This is a genomic window from Nonomuraea harbinensis, assembly GCF_019396385.1.
GTDB classification, from domain to species: Bacteria; Actinomycetota; Actinomycetes; order Streptosporangiales; family Streptosporangiaceae; genus Nonomuraea; species Nonomuraea ferruginea.
The window spans coordinates 1-16,611 of sequence record NZ_JAHKRN010000092.1 but is presented as its reverse complement, the minus strand read 5'-3'; the positions used below and the strand labels follow the sequence as shown (position 1 = coordinate 16,611).

At 73.4% G+C, this 16,611-nt stretch carries 14 protein-coding genes; 9 read left to right on the top strand and 5 right to left on the bottom strand.

Annotated features, from left to right (window positions below):
- Both KME79_RS43475 and KME79_RS43470 read right to left on the bottom strand, forming a co-directional pair.
- Positions 1–393, bottom strand: a 393-nt coding sequence (locus tag KME79_RS43475) for a fumarylacetoacetate hydrolase family protein (RefSeq protein WP_219552391.1), incomplete at its 3' end; no start/stop codon positions are given.
- A complete protein-coding gene (locus tag KME79_RS43470; protein ID WP_219552389.1) occupies positions 390–1,265 on the bottom strand; it encodes a dioxygenase family protein in 876 nt (291 codons plus the stop codon). The genes KME79_RS43475 and KME79_RS43470, both read right to left, overlap by 4 nt.
- A gap of 105 nt (positions 1,266–1,370) precedes the next feature.
- Here KME79_RS43470 and KME79_RS43465 point away from each other — a divergent pair, with 105 nt between their 5' ends.
- The 7 genes from KME79_RS43465 (at position 1,371) to KME79_RS43435 (ending at position 10,377) form a co-directional block, all read left to right on the top strand.
- The gene (locus KME79_RS43465) at positions 1,371–2,150 is read left to right on the top strand and encodes an IclR family transcriptional regulator (RefSeq protein ID WP_308249270.1); all 780 of its coding nucleotides are present in this window, start codon (positions 1,371–1,373) and stop codon (positions 2,148–2,150) included.
- Positions 2,151–2,210: 60 nt separating this feature from the next.
- Positions 2,211–2,777 (top strand): TetR family transcriptional regulator, encoded by a 567-nt coding sequence (locus tag KME79_RS43460; RefSeq protein ID WP_308249269.1) that lies wholly within the window; start codon positions 2,211–2,213, stop codon positions 2,775–2,777.
- Positions 2,778–2,942: 165 nt separating this feature from the next.
- Positions 2,943–4,121, top strand: a complete 1,179-nt coding sequence (locus KME79_RS43455) for a glycosyltransferase family 4 protein (RefSeq protein WP_219552385.1) — start codon at positions 2,943–2,945, stop codon at positions 4,119–4,121.
- A gap of 306 nt (positions 4,122–4,427) precedes the next feature.
- Entirely contained in the window at positions 4,428–6,446 is a 2,019-nt protein-coding gene (gene fusA, locus KME79_RS43450; protein WP_219552383.1) for an elongation factor G, read from the top strand.
- Positions 6,447–6,592: 146 nt separating this feature from the next.
- Complete coding sequence (locus KME79_RS43445) at positions 6,593–7,201, top strand: dihydrofolate reductase family protein (RefSeq protein WP_219552381.1); 609 nt, start codon at positions 6,593–6,595, stop codon at positions 7,199–7,201.
- Between the two features lie 84 nt (positions 7,202–7,285).
- Complete coding sequence (locus KME79_RS43440; RefSeq protein WP_219552379.1) at positions 7,286–8,695, top strand: serine hydrolase domain-containing protein; 1,410 nt, start codon at positions 7,286–7,288, stop codon at positions 8,693–8,695.
- 80 nt (positions 8,696–8,775) lie between these two features.
- Positions 8,776–10,377: a Coagulation factor 5/8 type domain-containing protein gene (locus KME79_RS43435; RefSeq protein ID WP_308249268.1), complete on the top strand. Its 1,602-nt coding sequence runs from the start codon at positions 8,776–8,778 to the stop codon at positions 10,375–10,377.
- A 76-nt stretch (positions 10,378–10,453) separates the two neighbouring features.
- Here KME79_RS43435 and KME79_RS43430 read toward each other — a convergent pair whose 3' ends face one another.
- Together KME79_RS43430 and folP are read right to left on the bottom strand one after the other, a co-directional pair.
- Entirely contained in the window at positions 10,454–11,272 is an 819-nt protein-coding gene (locus KME79_RS43430) for a class III extradiol ring-cleavage dioxygenase family protein (protein ID WP_219552377.1), read from the bottom strand.
- Complete coding sequence (folP, locus tag KME79_RS43425) at positions 11,269–12,129, bottom strand: dihydropteroate synthase (protein ID WP_219552375.1); 861 nt, start codon at positions 12,127–12,129, stop codon at positions 11,269–11,271. Before folP ends, KME79_RS43430 begins: the two co-directional genes overlap by 4 nt.
- 182 nt (positions 12,130–12,311) lie before the next feature.
- Here folP and KME79_RS43420 point away from each other — a divergent pair, with 182 nt between their 5' ends.
- Positions 12,312–13,160 (top strand): phospholipase D-like domain-containing protein, encoded by an 849-nt coding sequence (locus KME79_RS43420; RefSeq protein WP_219552372.1) that lies wholly within the window; start codon positions 12,312–12,314, stop codon positions 13,158–13,160.
- On the top strand, positions 13,157–13,888 hold the full coding sequence (locus KME79_RS43415; RefSeq protein WP_219552370.1) for a hypothetical protein: 732 nt from the start codon (positions 13,157–13,159) through the stop codon (positions 13,886–13,888). Before KME79_RS43420 ends, KME79_RS43415 begins: the two co-directional genes overlap by 4 nt.
- A 43-nt stretch (positions 13,889–13,931) precedes the next feature.
- On the opposite strand, the gene KME79_RS43410 is transcribed toward KME79_RS43415, so the two are convergent.
- On the bottom strand, positions 13,932–16,490 hold the full coding sequence (locus KME79_RS43410) for a M14 family zinc carboxypeptidase (RefSeq protein ID WP_308249267.1): 2,559 nt from the start codon (positions 16,488–16,490) through the stop codon (positions 13,932–13,934).
- Positions 16,491–16,611 lie beyond the last annotated feature (121 nt).

Here is a 16,611-nt window from a genome sequence, read left to right as displayed (position 1 = left end):
CCGCGCGCCGACGACGGCGGCGACCTCGCCCTCCCAGTCCAGCCCCGGCTCGCCGGCGGGCACCGGCACGGCCGTGCCGGTCACCGAGAGCGAGGCCGTCCACCGGCCGAACACGGTCGGGTGCGCGGGCGGCTCGAAGCCGCCCTCCGCCGCGTGCGCGCGGTAGTTGAGCCCGACGCACAGCACCCGCGCCGACGGCGGCACGGGCGGGGCGAGCTCCACCTCCGCCAGCGGCACCCCGCCGGGCCCTGCCTGGCGGGCCCGGTCCAGCCAGTACGGGACGTCGCTGTAGAAGTCGGTCACCTCGGCGAGGGGCGTGACGGTGCTGCCCGCCAGGACGCCGACCGTGACGTGCCGTCCGTTGTCGCGCGCGGCCATGCCGACGAGCTTCACCGCGGGTCTCCTTCCTCGACGAGCCTGATGTCGAACTCCGCCGCCAGGAACGGGCCGTCCATGCCGAAGCGCGCGTCGGCGGACGGCAGGAAGTCCGTGACGAGCGCGTCCTTGACCGCGAACGCGGCGTCGGAGCCGAGGTAGGGGTCGCCGGCGACGAAGATGTGGGTGGTGAGCGGCCGGTGCCCGGCCGCCTGGACCTTGATGTGCACGTGCGCGGGCCGCATGGGGTGGCGGCCGATCGCCCGCAGCAGCTCGCCGACGGGGCCGTCGGTCGGCACCGGGTAGCTGCTCGGCTTCACCGTGCGGAACCAGTACGCGCCGTCGTCGCCGGTGGTGAGCAGGGCGCGCAGGTTCCCGTCGGGCTGCTCGGCGTCCTGGCTGTCGTACAGGCCGGTGTCGTTCGACTGCCAGACGTCGAGCACCGCGCCGGCGAGGGGGTTGCCGTCGCAGTCGGTGACGCGGCCGTGCACGACGGCGGGCTCGCCGCGGTGCCGCTCGGGCCCTTCGGCGATCCAGGCGCCCACGGGGCGGGGCGGCGCGGGCGAGTGGAAGGGGCCCTCGACCGAGCTGGGGGTCATGGTGGGCGGGCCGGTGTGGTTCACCTCGTCGACGGCCGAGGTGACGCCCAGCATGTCGGACAGCAGGATGAACTCGTTGCGGGTCTCGGTGCAGGTCTGCCCGACGCGGACCAGGAAGTCGACGGCACGCAGCCATTCGGCCTCGGTGGGCCTGGTCTCGCGGACGAACGCGTGCAGGTGGGTGACCAGGCCGCCGACCAGCTCGCGCACCCGCGGGTCCGCGCCGCCGACGGACCCGAGCACCTGTGCGAGCAGGGCGTCGAGCCGGTCGGATCCGGGGTTCGCGGTCATCGTCGCCTCCACATCTGTCTTGATCGGCAAACCCTAGGGCGTGGCCCCCGGCGCGCACCAGGGAGGATTTCACTCAATGGCATGCGTCACTGGCACACTGCACGGGTGACGAACGCTCCACGCGGACACCGGCCGCCGCACGGCGCCCCCGTGATCGACCGGGCCTTCGCGCTGCTCGGCGCCTTCTCCGCGACCCGCCGGGCGATGACGCTGGCCGAGCTGAGCCGCGCCACCGGCACGCCGCCGAGCACGGCGCTGCGGCTGGCCCGCCGTCTGCTCCACTGGGGCGCGCTGGAACGCGACGGCGGCGGCCGGTACGTGATCGGGCTGCGGCTGTGGGAGCTCGCCTCGCTCGCGCCGCGCGGGCACGGGCTGCGCGAGGCCGCGCTGCCGTACATGGAGGATCTGTACGAGGCCACGCACCAGCACGTGCTGCTTGCGGTGCGCGACGGGCACGAGGCCCTGCTGGTGGAGCGGCTGTCGGCCAGGGACGCCGTCGACGTGCTCTACCGGGTCGGCGGGCGGCTGCCGCTCCACTCGACCGGCGTCGGCCTGGTGCTGCTGGCGCACGCCGAGCCCGAGCTCCAGGACCAGGTGCTGGCGGAGCCGCTGGTGCACGAGCCCGAGGGGCTGCCCGTCTCACCGGCCGCGCTGCGGCGGACGCTGGCGCGGGTGCGCCAGACGGGGCTGGCGGTGGCCGAGCGGTCGGAGCCGGGGCCGCTCCTCACCGTCGCCGCGCCCGTCCGGGGCGCGGACGACGGGGTGGTGGCGGCGCTGTCGGTGGTGGTCCCCGCCTCCGGCGCCGAGCCACGCGCCCTCGCCCCCGCCCTGCGCGCCACCGCCCGCGCCCTCTCCCGCAGCCTCGGCTCCCCTCGCGCCTCCTGACCGGAATGGCCATGGCACGTACTGGACATTTCGCCGCAAGCCCCAGGACATTACTGTCCGGTGGCTACCGTTGCTGCCGTGGCGCACGTACGGAAAGCCAACAGAGGGCCCAGCGCGGCGGCGGAGAACCGCGCGGCGCTCGTCACAGCGGCCCGGGAGCTGTTCGCGACCGCCGGATTCGGCGCTCCGCTGAGCGCGGTCGCGCGGCGGGCCGGTGTGGGGCAGGGCAGCCTCTACCGCCACTTCCCCGACCGGGCGAGCCTGGCGCTGGCGGTGTTCGACGGAAACGTGACCGAACTGGAATCGCTCGCCGCCGAACGGACGACCACGCTCGACGACCTGTTCGCGCGGATCATCGAGCAGACCGTCGCCTCGGTGGCGTTCCTGGACCTGGTCACCTCGGCCGACGAGCGCATGGCCGCGGTGCGCACCCGGGTGGCCCGGCTGCTGGCCGGCAAGCTCGACCAGGCGCGGCGCGACGGGACCGTGCGCCCCGACGTCACGGCCGACGACCTGCTGCTGGTCATCGCCATGCTGGCCGGGGTGCTGTCCAGCGCTTCGGCGGAGGCCAGGCCGGCCGCGGCCGAGCGGTCCTGGGCCCTGCTGCGCCGCTCGATCCGCCCCTGACGCCCGTTCCGTTGATCATTGTCCTCCGGATCGCCAGTACCCTGGCTGAGCGGGTCCATGGGCCGTTGCCAGTGAACTCCCAGCTAGAGGCATTAGCCTCGATCCGCATGAAACGGGTGGCCCCGGGACGCCATCCGGCTGAGACATGCCTCGGAGACGCAAGAGATGAAGATCCGGTACATGCTGTTGCACGCCTACGGCATGGGCGGGACCATCCGCACCGTGGTCAACCAGGCGAACGCCATGGCGGCCGCGGGTCACGACGTGGAGATCGTCAGCGCGGTCCGCCGGCGGACCAAGCCGCAGTTCGCCATCGATCCGCGGGTGAAGGTGTGGGCCCTGGTCGACCAGCGGACGGCGGTCGAGACCGACTCCCTGGCCCGCAAGGTGTGGCGCCGGGCGCGGGGCAAGATCGTGCCCGCGGGCGAGTTCGCCGCCGGCTACTTCACCGAGCGCGTGGAGCGCGCGGTCATCGACTACGTCAGCCCGCTGAGCGACGGCATCCTGGTGACCACCCGCCCGGCGCTGAACCTCATCGCCGCCCGCCGCGCCACGTCCGGCGTGATCCGGGTGGCCCAGGACCACATGAACCTGGGCTCGTACCGGAAGCCCGTGCGGGAGCAGATCAGCCGCCACTACAGCCGCTTCGACGCGGTCGTGGTGCTGACCGAGACCAGCCGCGCCGAATACCGCGAGGCGCTCCCCGGCTGCCCGGTCATCCGCATCCCCAACGGGATCCCGATGGCGGGGCGCGTGCACTCCGACCACACGGCACCGGTGGTGATCGCGGTGGGCCGCCTGGTCAAGCAGAAGGGCTTCGACTACCTCATCAAGGCGTTCGCGTCGATCGCGGACGAGCGCCCCGAGTGGGAGCTGAAGGTCTTCGGCACCGGCCCGTCCGAGGAGAAGCTGCGCGAGCGCATCGAGGAGGCGGGCCTGACCGGCCGGTTCAAGCTGATGGGCCGCACCGAGACGATCCACGACGAAATGGCCGCGGCGTCGATCTACGCGCTCAGCTCGCGCATCGAGGGCCTGCCGATGGCGATGATCGAGGCGATGGGCCACGCGCTGCCGGTGGTGGCCTTCGACTGCCCGACCGGCCCGGCGGACGTGCTGACGCACGACGTGGACGGGGTGCTGGTGCCGCCGCGCGACCCGGAGGCGCTGGGCGCCGCGCTGTCGCGCCTGATGGGCGACATCGACACCCGCCGGCGGCTGGGCGCCGCCGCGGCGAGGACCGCCCAGAGCTACTCGCCCGAGGTCGTCATGCCGCTGTGGGAGGACCTGTTCACCGCGCTGCACAACGGCGAGCGCCTCGACGACCCCCGCTGGACGTCACGCTGACCGGAAAAACCGGTTCCGCGTCACCCTCGCGATCATTAGACTCGCCGCCGTACCGCGCGCCGCAGTGGCGCGCTCCGACGTGTGAGGGGAGCCCGCCGTGCGCCACCACAGCACCGCGGCCGCCGTCCCCCCGTCGCGGTACGAGGTGATCCTGGTGTCTCCGGCGGCCCGGTGCCGGCTGCGCGCCCGCCACCGGACGCCGTGACGAACCCCTGATCCTCCCGGGGCGGGGCCCTGCTCTGCCCCTCTTCTCGTCCGGCACATCGCGCCGTCCTGTTCTCCATCCCGCAAGAAGGGTCATGGACCGTGCGCCGTCACACCACCCGATCGCCTGCCGCCGTCCGCAACCTGGGCATCCTCGCCCACGTCGACGCCGGCAAGACCACCCTGACCGAACGCGTCCTGTACGCCACCGGCGCCACGTACAAGCGCGGCGAGGTGCACGACGGGACGACCGTCACCGACTTCGACGCCCAGGAGCGCGACCGCGGCATCACGATCTTCGCCGCGGCCGTGAGCTGCGAGTGGGCCGGACACCGGATCAACCTCATCGACACTCCCGGCCACGTCGACTTCTCCGACGAGGTGGAGCGTTCGCTGCGGGTGCTCGACGGCGCCGTCGCCGTGTTCGACGGGGTCGCGGGCGTCGAGCCGCAGAGCGAGTCGGTGTGGCGGCGGGCCGACCGCCACGGCGTGCCGCGCGTCGCCTTCGTCAACAAGCTGGACCGGGCGGGCGCCGACCTGGACACGGCCGTCGCCTCGATCCGCGACCGGCTGCGGGTGACGCCGCTGGTCGCGCAGCTGCCGATCGGCCGCGAGCACGCCTTCACCGGCGTCGTCGACCTGCCGCGCATGCGGGCCCTGACCTGGGACCGGGACGTGCTCAGGGAAGGCCCGGTGCCGGACAACCTGCTGGACGAGGCGCGGCGGCGCCGCAGACTGCTGGAGGAGGCCGTGGCCGAGCTGCACCCGGGCGCGCTGGAGGAGTTCTGCGCAGGACCGGAGATCTCCGCCGGAACGCTCCAGGCGGCCCTGCGCGACCTCACCCGCTCCGGTGACGGCGTCGTGGTGCTGTGCGGGTCCGCGTACCGGAACCGGGGCGTCGAGCCGCTGCTGGACGCCGTCGTCGCGTACCTGCCCTCGCCGCTGGACGTGCCGCCGGTGCGCGGCACACACGCCGGCGCGGAGCAGGAGCGCGCCGCCGACCCCGAGGCGCCGCTCGCGGCGCTGGCCTTCAAGGTCAGCTCCACCGCGACCGGCCGGCTGACGTTCCTGCGGCTGTACGCGGGGACGCTGCGCAAGGGTGACACGGTGCTGGACGCGGGCACGGATCGCACCGAACGGGTCGCCCGCATCCTGCGGGTGCAGGCCGACCGGCACACCGAGGTGGACCGGGCGGTCGCCGGGGACATCGTCGCGGTGGCCGGGCCGAAGGCGGCGCGTCCCGGCGCGACGCTGTGCGCGCGGGAGGCTCCGCTGCTGCTCGAACCGCCGTCGGCGACCGAGCCCGTGGTGTCCGTGGCCGTCGAACCGCGCCGGAGCACCGACGCCGGGCGGCTGACGTCGGCGCTGGCGCGGCTGACGGACGAGGACCCGTCCCTGTCCGTACGGACCGATCCCGAGACCGGGCAGACGCTGCTGTCCGGCCTGGGCGAGCTGCACCTGGAGGTGGCGGTGGAGAAGGTGCGCCGCGAGCAGGGGATGGCCGTCGCCGTCGGCCGGCCCCGGGTGGCGCTGCGCGAGACGGTCGTGCACGGCGTGTCCGGGCTCCTCTACCGGCATGTCAAGCAGGACGGCGGGGCCGGGCAGTTCGCGCACGTGGTGCTCGACGTGGAGCCGGGCACCGGGTTCGCGTTCGAGTCGGCGGTGACCGGCGGCCGGGTGCCGCGCGAGTACGTGCGCGCGGTGGCGGCGGGCTGCCGCGACGCGCTGGCCGAGGGCCCGCTCGGCGGCCACCCGGTGACCGGCCTGCGCGTCACGCTGACCGACGGCGCCACGCACGTGAAGGACTCCTCCGAGACGGCCTTCCGCGCGGCGGGCCGGCTGGGCCTGCGCGAGGCGCTGCGGTCCTGCGTGATGGCGCTGCTGGAGCCGGTGGTCGAGGTCACGGTGACGGTGCCGGAGGAGGCCGCGGGCGGCGTGCTGGGCGACCTGGCCGCCCGGCGCGGCCGGATCAGCGGCACGGCGGCGAAGGCGGGCACGGTGGTGGCCACCGCCACGGTGCCGCTGGCCGAGGTGTTCGGCTACGCCACCCATCTGCGCAGCCGTACGCAGGGCCGGGGCACGTTCACCACCCGCGCCGCTGGCTACGCCCGGATGCCGTGACGGCCGGGGCCGGTCCCTCCTTTCAGGGGGACCGGCCTTTCACTGAAGGGAACCTGAAGCATCTCGTAAGAGGGCATCGGCAGCCTTGGGGACATGAACACGGCGGGCCCGGAGAAAGGGCCCGTATCGGGAAGAAGGAGTACGAGATGACGAGCAGGCTGGTGGTTTCCGCCTTCGTATCGCTGGACGGTGTCATGCAGGCTCCCGGCGGGCCCGGCGAGGACGACGACAACGGCTTCAAGCACGGCGGCTGGCTGGCCCCGCACGTGGACGAGGGGTTCAACCGCATCATGGGCGACCAGCTCGACCGCGCGGCCGGCATGCTGCTGGGCCGCAGGTCGTACGACATCCTCTCCTCGTACTGGCCGCACGTGTCCGACGAGGACGGCGGCGCCGAGATCAACAGCATGCCCAAGTACGTCGCCACCAGGTCGCCGATGACCGCCGAGTGGCGCAACACCGAGGTCCTGGCGGGCGAGGCCGCGCGGACGGTCGCGGACCTGAAGCGGCGGACCGACGGCGAGATCATCACCCAGGGCAGCAGCGACCTCATCCGCACGCTGCAGAGGGCCGAACTGGTCGACGAGTACCGCCTGATGGTCTTCCCCGTCGTCCTCGGGGAGGGCAAGCGGATGTTCGCCGAGGGCACCCTCCCGGCCGGGCTCAAGCTCACCGGCTGCACCACCACCGACGCGGGCGTCGTCTACATGACCTACGCGTGGCAGGGCGACCCCGTGTACAGCTCCGTCGCCTGAGCCGTTCACCTCACCTTCGTCAGGGGTGTCACTGGACGTTCGGCGGATCCGGCGGAGGTACCGGGCTTCATAACGTGCTTGCCCATGAAGTCCTTTCTGGCCGGTTTCTCCCTGGTCCTTGCCCTCGCCCCCGCCACCCTTGACAGAGACGTCCGCGCGCCGGGCGAGCTCACGGCCGCCGCCGTCGACGCCTACGCCCGGCAGGCGATGGAGTCGACGGGCGTGCCCGGCATGTCGCTGGTGGTGACCAGGGACGGTGAGGTCGTGCACGCGGCCGGGTACGGGCATGACTCCCGCGGCACCCCGATCACCGCCGACACCCCGATGCGGGTGGCCTCGGTCAGCAAGTCGTTCACCGCGGCGGCGGTCATGACGCTCGTCGAGCGGGGCGAGATCCGGCTCGACGAGCCGGTCGCCGCGCAGCTTCCCGGGTTCCGCATGGCCGACCCGCGGGCGGCCGAGATCACGGTGCGGCAGCTGCTCAACCAGACCTCCGGCCTGTCCGACACCTCGGTCGACGTCACGGATCTGGGCGACGCCGCCTCGCTCGCCGACTACACCGCGCGGCTGGCCGACGACCGGCTCGCGGCCGAACCCGGCACCCGCTGGGAGTACTGCAACGTCAACTACAACCTGGCCGCCAGGCTGGTCGAGACCGCGAGCGGCCGCCGCTTCGGCGACTACCTGCGCGAGCACGTCTTCACCCCGCTGGGCATGACGTCCAGCGCGGTCAGCGACGAGGTCGTCAGACCGGCCGACGGCCGCAACTCGATCTTCGGGCTCTGGCTGCCCCGCCCCGAGCTGGACGCGTTCCTGGACGAGAGCGGCAGCGGCGGCGTCATCACCACCGCCGCCGACATGGGCAGGTGGCTGAGGCTCCACACGGGCGACGGCCGCCCGCTGGTGAAGCGGCAGAGCCTGGAGACCATGCACGCCCCCTCCGGGATCCACGAGTACGGGATGGGCTGGAGTCCCGACCGCGAGTCCGGCCTGCTCGTGCACTCGGGCAACCTGTTCACCTACAACGCCGTCCAGGCGATCTCCCCCGGGACGGGGTACGGGTTCGCGGTCATGACGGACAGCGCCGGGCTCACGGACGAGACCTACGCGGTCATGGCGGGCCTCGCGGCCATGAGCGAGGGCCGGACGCCCGACGTGCCCGGCGGCGACCGGCAGCTGTTCGAGCTGGTGCTGGCCGCGATCGCACTGCTGGCGGCGGGCCTCGGGATCACGGGCGCGCTCCGGGCGCGGCGCTGGGCCGCCAAGCGGGCGGGCAGGGCGCGGTGGCGGGTCGCGGTGCGCCTGGTCCCCGCGTTGCTGCCGGTCGCGCTGCTGGCCGCCTACCCGGACCTGGTCTCGATCCTCATGAACGGGCGGACCGTCACCTGGGCCCAGGTCACGTACTACGCCGCCCCGCTGTCGATCGCGCTGCTGGCGGCCGCGGCCGCCGGGGTGCTGGTGACGATCACGCGGCTGGTCCGGCTCAAGGGTTGATGAGAGCAGCTCATGTTTGGGCCTTGCCGGGTCCCAGGGGGCGGCGGATGCTGGGTGCACCCCCCACTTGTGAGGTGTCCGTGAAGAGCCTCCGCTCCCTCGCCCGCATCACCTCCGGCCTCGTCCTCCTGGCCGCCTCGCTGATCGCGCAGAGCCCCGTACCAGCGACCGCCACCTCCGCCACCACCTCAGCCGCCGACGTGCGCGGCCTCGTCGACGCCCACAGCCACCTGTTCTCGTACGAGGCGTTCGGCGGCATGCTGATGTGCGGCAAGCCGTTCGATCCCGACGGCATCGCCAAGGCGCTGCGCGACTGCCCCGACCACCTGCCCAACGGCGAACTGGCCTGGTTCGAGAACTTCACCCGCACCGGCTCGCCCACCGGCACACACGACCCGGTGGGCTGGCCGACGTTCCGCGACTGGCCCGCGCACGACTCGCTGACCCACCAGCAGGCGTACTACACCTGGGTGGAGCGGGCCTGGCGCGGCGGGCTGCGGGTGATGGTCAACCACCTGGTCGCCAACCGCCAGCTGTGCGCCATCTACCCCCTGCGGCGCCACGGCTGCGACGAGATGGACTCCATCAGGCTCCAGGCCCAGCGCGCCCGCGAACTGCAGGCCCACATCGACGCCGAGCACGGCGGGCCGGGCCGGGGCTGGTTCCGGATCGTCCGCGACCCCGCGGAGGCGCGGCAGGTCGTCCAGGCGGGCAAGCTGGCCGTGGTGCTCGGGGTGGAGACCTCCGAGCCGTTCGGCTGCCGGCAGGTCCTCGGCATCTCCGGGTGCACGCGGGCGCAGATCGACCGCGGCCTGGACGAGATGTACGAGCTGGGCGTGCGCAGCATGTTCGCCTGTCACAAGTACGACAACGCGCTGTGCGGGGTGCGGTTCGACTCGGGCACCCAGGGCGCGATCGTGAACATCGGCAACCTGCTCGGCACCGGCAGGTTCTGGCAGGCGCGCACCTGTACCACCGCCGAGCACGACAACACCATCGAGCCCGCGGGCGTGCTGCCCGGTCAGATCGCCCGCCTGCTGCCGCCGGGCGTCTCGCTGCCCATCTATCCCGCGGCCCCGCACTGCAACACGCGCGGCCTGACCTCGCTCGGCCAGTACATGATCGAGGGCATGATGCGGCGCGGCATGATGATCGAGATCGACCACATGAGCGTCAAGGCCGCCGACAGCGCTCTCGACCTGCTCGAAGCCGCCGGTTACCCGGGCGTCATCTCCTCCCACAGCTGGACCGACCCGCACTACCTGGACCGCATCTACGCCCTCGGCGGCATGGTCACCCAGTACGGTCACGACGCCGAGCACTTCGTGGACGAGTGGCGGCGCACCGAGCCGCTCCGGCAGGCCCACCAGGTGCCGGGTTACGGGTACGGGCTGGACGCCAACGGCATGGGCCGCCTCCCCGCGCCCCGGGCCGGCAACGCGTCGAACCCGGTCACGTACCCCTTCACCTCCCTCGACGGCGTCACCCTCGACCGCCAGCGCACCGGCGAGCGGGTCTGGGACGTCAACCAGGACGGCGTCGCGAACTACGGCCTGGTGCCCGACTGGATCGAGGACATGCGGATCATCGCCGGCCCGGAGATCGTCCAGGACCTGGCCGCCGGCGCCGAGTCCTACCTCCGCACCTGGACCTCAGCCACCCAGCACGCAAACCTCCGCTGACACCGCCCGCCCACCCCGTCCCCCGGGGTGGGCACTCCTCGGCTCGCGTCCAAGCCCGGGTGAGACTAGGTCCGCGTCAGGTCCAGGTGACGACCCAGTAGGCGACGCCGAACGGGTCCTCCTCGTACAGGACCTGGGCCTGCCACGGCCTGTCCTCGCAGGCGGCGGCCATGACCTGCCAGGCGGCCCGCCCGGCGACCAGGGCGCGCTCGCAGGCGGCGGGATCGAGGCGCAGCAGCGCGCCGGCGTCGGCCGCCGCGAGCGCGGCCCCGATCCGGGCGTCGAGACCGATCGCGGACGGGTCGAGATGACCGGGAGCCTTCTCGCTCCGCCGGGCGCTGCCGTCGGCGACGACCAGCAGCCCCGCCGGACGCCCGCCCTCCCTCAGCTCACGGCCGAGCTCAAGGCAACGGTCACGCGGCTCGTCACGACCCACCCCCCGCAAGGTCCACGGCACCGGGCACCCTCCCAGCAGGGACCGCCCGACGGCGAGCGACACCGGAAGAAGATCCTCCACCGCCACCCCCGCGCCGTCTCTCCCCCCGGCACCAGCCGACCCCGGCACCCTCTCGCCACCCGGCCCGGACACCTCTGAGGAAGCACCCTCGGGCAGCACCTCGTCGCCCCGCCGCCCGTCGGGCGCGGACCGGCGGTCATGATGCGGCCGTCGCCAGCCCGGTGCCACGCGTTGTTCGGGGCCGGGGGCGTCGGGCGGGAACGGGCGGGTGGCGGGCGCGCCGCCCACCACGACGATCTCCTCCGCCCCCTGGTCGAGCAGCGCGGTGACGGCCGCGGCCATCGCCTCGCGCGTCTTCGCGACCTCCCGCACGGGCCCGCCGGTGACGCCGGGCAGCAGCAGCGGCGCACCGGGAACGGTCGCCGCCGCGACGATCATGCCAGCCCCCGTACGGTGCGCGCGGGCGGGCGGACGCCGCGCGTCACCGCGACCATGTCGAGCACCTGCCGCGTCTCCGGCACGTTGTGCGCCCGGAACACCAGCGCACCCTGCCAGGCGCACAGCGCGGTCACGGCGAGCGTGCCCATCAGCCGCTCCCCCACGGGCAGGTCGAGCGACTCGCCCACGAAATCCTTGTTGGACAGCGACACCAGCACCGGCCAGCCGGTGGCCACCAGCTCGTCGACGCGCCGGGTCACCTCCAGGGAGTGCCAGGTGTTCTTGCCGAAGTCGTGAGCCGGGTCGATGATCAGGCGCTCGCGCGGCACCCCGGCCGCCACCGCCCGCTCGGCCAGCGCGACGGTCCGCTCGATCACGTCGGCCACCACGTCGTCGTACTCCACCCGGTGCGGCCGGGTGCGCGGCTCGACCCCGCCGGTGTGGGCGCACACCAGCCCCGCACCGAACTCGGCGGCCACCTCGGCCAGCTTGGGATCGGCCCCGCCCCAGGCGTCGTTGAGCAGGTCGGCCCCGGCCTGGCAGACCTCGCGGCCCACCTCGTGACGCCAGGTGTCGACGCTGATCACCAGCTCGGGGTGGCGCTCACGCACCTCGGCCACGAACGGGGCGGTGCGCTCGATCTCCTCGCGCACGTCGACGTCGCCGCCGGGCGCCGCCTTCACTCCGCCGATGTCGACGATGTCGGCCCCCTCGGCCACCACCTGGTCGACCCGGCGCAGCGCCTCCTCGCGGGCGAACGTGGCGCCGCGGTCGTAGAAGGAGTCGGGGGTGCGGTTGACGATCGCCATCAGCAGCGGCGTCTCTCCGAACGTCCGGGAGCCGAGCGTGAGCCTCATCCGTCCCTCTCCGGCACGACGCCGTCCCTGACGCGGCAGAACATCGCTCCATCCTACGCCAGCGCCTCGGGGACCGCCCTGCGCGGGGACGAAACACCGCACTTCACCACTCCCGCAGCGCGGCGGCCGATCCGCGGTTATCGTCGCAGTCAATCGCAGCGCGCAACCCCCCGGGATCTGCCATGGCCAGCGGAATACGTCACATAGCGGAGCGCGTCACCCTCACCCTCACGGTGGGCCTGGGCGCGGTGGTCTCGGCCGCCGCCCTGTTCGGCTGGTTCGACCCGGGCATGCTCGGCGCGGCCATTCCGAAGATCACGCTGCTCATCCTGAGCACGGTGACGCTTTTCCTGCTCCTGGAGCTGGACCGGCTCAGGGCGATCGAGAAGATCAAGGACCTGATCGTCACCCTCGACGTCGAGGCCATCGCCCGCGACCGCAAGGTCTCCCACTACGGCGGCGTCACCCGGATCCACCGCCGCTTCGCCGAGGACGTGTTCATCGACCACCTGGTCGCGGCCAGGCGCGAGGCCGCGATCCTGCAGACGTGGATACCTCACCTGCACCGGCTGGAGGACGCGCTGGAGGAGGCCCTGCACCGCGGCGTCCGGGTGCGCGTCCTGCTCCTGCATCCCCGGTCGGCCGTGGCCAAGCTCCGGGAGGAGGCGCTGCGGGTGGTGCGCGACCCGGCGCTCGAAGAGGACGTGCCGGCGAACGTGGAGCGGTGCCTGTCCGTCCTCGCCTCGGTGCACAAGAAGGCCGGGGCGGAGAAGCACCTGCTCGGGGTCCGCATCTACGACTCCCTGCCGTCGATAGCCGTCTACCGCGCCGACGACCGCTACTTCGTCAGCTCGTTCCTGCACGGCAAGCTGGCCGTCGACTCGACGCAGCTGGAGATCGACGGCGCCGACACCCCGATGGGCGCGGAGATCCAGGGCGAGCTGGACATGCTCTGGGCCGTCGGCCACGACGTCGACCTCTCCGACTGGCGCACATCACTCAAGGACATCCCGCCCAGGAGGCCCACATGAAGGAGCTGGACGCGTTCGAGGACGACCTCGTCGAGCGGTTCGAGCGGCACCCGGTGCTGGCCGGCGCGGCCCTGCTCTCCGCCGACGGCTTCGCCGCCGTGCTGCTCCAGCGGCGGTTCCTGTCGCTCGCCTTCACCCCCGCCTACGACCTGGCCATCGACCTGCTGGAGGACGAGTCCAGCCGCCGGATCGCGCGCGTCATCCTGCGCGAGGAGTACCCCGGCGGCGACGGCCGCGTGCCCTCGCACCGGGAGGACATGAAGGCGGACATGCTCCGGCTGGGCGTGTCCAGGAAGGCGCTGGTGGAGACCGCGCCGACCGCCGTCACGGTGGAGGCGACCACCGCGATCTTCCGGCTGATCGCCGAGGCGGGCCGCGGGCCCGACGCCGACCTGAGGCTCGTGACGATCCTGCGGTTCTGGGGCGAGATCCTGGTGGCCGCCGAGTACGGGCGGCTCTGGCCGAGGATGGCCGAGGTGCTGACCGGCGACGGCGTGAACCGGTCGAGGTTCTACCATCCCCACCTCGTCCACGACGCGAAGGCGCACCCCCTCGGCGCGGAGTCGCTCCCGTCCGGGACGCACTCCGACCAGCTCGGCGCCCGGCTGGCCGAGCTGGTCACCGGGGAGGAGTCCGCGGCGGGCTTCCGCGAGACCGAGCAGCGGGTCCTGCGGATCAAGACGGACTTCTACGACCAGTTCCTGCCCCTGGTCCCGGCGCCGAACTGACGGACGGGCCGGCGGCCCCGCGCGGGGCCGCCGGCCACGCCCGCTATCGGGTGGTCACGGGGCTGCCGGTGACGGCGGCGGACCAGTAGAGCGCCCGGGCGACCTGCGGGAACAGGCCCTTCGGGTGGTTGCGGAACAGCGGCTCGGTGCCGAAGAGCACCACCGCCGCGCCCCGCTCGTCCCGCCCGCTCACCACGGCCGCCTGACCAGCCGCCGCATCCTGGCCGCCGGTGCCGTCCGGGTTCGGACGCCAGTGGCCGGAGACCAGCGGGTCGCCGGCCGCGTACGACTGCTCGACCGTGACCTCGGGCCCGAGGCCGGTGAACCAGCGCGGCGAGTAGACGAACGCGTGGGCGGGCGCGTCACCGGCCACCTGCCCGTCGCCGTTCGTCACCCTGACGACGCCGTTGGCGTCGCCCCGGCCCGCCACGGAGGTCGCGGTGAGCAGCCCCGCGGCGGCGTTGAAGGCCGCGCCGGTGCCGCCGCGCGTGACCACGCCGCCGGTCGCGAGGAACGCGTCGAGCGCCGCCCTGGCCTGCGGGTCGAGCGCGGCGTAGCTGAGCCCGCTGGAGACGACGAGCACGTCCGCGCCGCTCCAGTCGAAGCCGGCGTTGAGCACGGCGGTGGAGACCGGGGTGACGGCGAAGCCCAGCTCGCGCAGCGTGAACAGCTCGTCGGCGGAGACCGCCGCGGCGACGCGGACCGGCGTCAGCGGGACGCCGTCGCCCGAGCGCGCCCTGGTGAAGGCCACGCCGTAGCGGTCGGCCACGGCTTCGGCGGCGCCGCGGGCCCCGGCGGGGACGACCACGGCGCCGTCCGCCCAGACTGCCTCGACCCCCTGGGAGAGCAGGTCGTTCACGGCCCGCACCTCCTTGGCGTCACGCACGGCCAGCGCCAGCGGCCCGCGCCCGTCCGGCACGGACCCGGTCGGCGCGGCCGCGCTCACCGGCACGCCGACCACGTGGAGCGAGCCGGAGGCGACGGTGTCCACCGTGGCGCCCCAGAGCAGGGCGTGGCTCCAGCCGGAGATGTCGTACATGGCGTCGACTCGTGGGGAGATGTCCTGCCCCGGCTCCAGCATCACGTTCGCCAGCCCTCGCTTGGGCTGGCGCATGTCGACCACGTACGAGCCCGCCGGATAGGTCTTCCCTCCGGCCCGGAACGGCAGCTTCGCCCGCTCCACCCGGACGTCGTTGGCGACCAGGTGGTCCACCAGGCGGGCCGCCGCGGCGGCCGAGCGCTGCGCGTTGCCCGCCGGGATGACGTACGCGCGCGGGTAGGTGGTGGTGTAGACGTCCTCGGGCCCGAACCCGGGCACGATGCCCAGCGGCACCTCCTTGGCCGGCTCGCCCGCCGCGCCGCGCCTGAACACCTCGATCTGGTCGGCGATGATCCGGTCGTGCCGGGAGTCCACGAACGCGTACGTGGCCCGGACTGCCGCGGCGGCGATGTCGACGTTGATGGCCGAGCGGCGGCGCAGCTCCTCGACGGGCCGGTTAGTGTAGTCGGAGCCGTTCACCCGCATCGGGAACTCGATCGTGTGCGAGGCGACCGCCCCCTGGAACGGCGCGTACTGCGGGGTGAAGATCGGCGGCCAGTCGTCCCAGCCCTCGGCGGAGTCCCGGAACGGGATCTGCGGCGGGAACACCCCGTCCGCCTCCGGCGTGTAGCCGAGCTCCAGGATGGCCGCCTCGATGCCCAGGCCGTTGGGGTAGGCGTTGGTGATGAACAGGTCGTACTCGTAGTTCGCGCCGTGCGGCGGCGTGGTGGGCTCGACGAGCGTGCCGTTGACGTACCCGTGCAGGTCGAGCATGGCCACCGGCTGCGTGTCGATCATGATCTGGCGCATCACCCGGGTCTCCGGCTGGGAGGCGGTGATGAAGTCGCGGTTCAGGTCGAAGCCGGCGCCGTTCTGCCGGGTCCCGGCGATGCGGCCGTCGGGGTTGGCGGTCACGTTGAAGTACAGCCTGGTCCGCCCCAGCAGGGCGGCGGTCCTGGGGTCGGTGCTGCTGGCGAGCTCCTCGATCACGCGCAGGACGGCGTCGGTGCCCTCCCACTCGTTGCCGTGGATGTTGCCGTTGAAGAAGACCGGCGCCTTGTACCTCTTGACGAGCTTCCGGTCGCGGGCCGCCCCGGCGGGGTCGTTCTCGATGCGCTCGCGGATCCGGTCCTGCTCGCGCGCCTCGCCGCGGCCCTCGGGCGCGGTGACGGTCACCAGGTAGAGGTCGTGGCCGTCGTGGCTGCGGCCGGTGATCTCGGCGCTCACCCGGTCGCTGCGCTTCTGCAGGTCGTTCAGCTTGGCGGCGATGCCGTGGTACGGGACGAGGCCGAGCTTGATGGCGGCGTCGGCGGGGTTCTCGGCGGGGACGGGCAGCGTGTTCCGCCGGGGGTAGCCCTGGTCATGGCCGGGACGGCGGCGGAAGTCCTCGCCGGGGGCGGCGCGCAGGGCGGAGGCCCGCTCGCCGAGGCCGGCGGCCTTTTCGTTGCGCTCCGGCCCGTTGCCGAAGTCTCTGGAGGGCGGTACGGGCTCGGCGACGGCCACTCCTGGGGCGAGCAGCGCGACGGAGAAGGCGACGGCCGCGAGGGCGGCGGGTAGACGCACGGAAGGCCTCCACGGGTGTTGTGCGATGCGACGGCGCGGATCCGGGGGCCCGCGCGCGCGCCCCTTCCGAGATGGACCGCTTGCCGGACAGGGCGTAGGAGGCCGGTCTGCGGCTGACTCC

Coding starts and splice junctions, on each gene's coding strand:
- folP (WP_219552375.1), bottom strand. CDS start 12,129: ATGAGGCTCACGCTCGGCTCCCGGACGTTCGGAGAGACGCCGCTGCTG.
- KME79_RS43455 (WP_219552385.1), top strand. CDS start 2,943: ATGAAGATCCGGTACATGCTGTTGCACGCCTACGGCATGGGCGGGACC.
- KME79_RS43440 (WP_219552379.1), top strand. CDS start 7,286: ATGAAGTCCTTTCTGGCCGGTTTCTCCCTGGTCCTTGCCCTCGCCCCC.
- KME79_RS43420 (WP_219552372.1), top strand. CDS start 12,312: ATGGCCAGCGGAATACGTCACATAGCGGAGCGCGTCACCCTCACCCTC.
- KME79_RS43470 (WP_219552389.1), bottom strand. CDS start 1,265: ATGACCGCGAACCCCGGATCCGACCGGCTCGACGCCCTGCTCGCACAG.
- KME79_RS43445 (WP_219552381.1), top strand. CDS start 6,593: ATGACGAGCAGGCTGGTGGTTTCCGCCTTCGTATCGCTGGACGGTGTC.
- KME79_RS43415 (WP_219552370.1), top strand. CDS start 13,157: ATGAAGGAGCTGGACGCGTTCGAGGACGACCTCGTCGAGCGGTTCGAG.
- KME79_RS43430 (WP_219552377.1), bottom strand. CDS start 11,272: ATGATCGTCGCGGCGGCGACCGTTCCCGGTGCGCCGCTGCTGCTGCCC.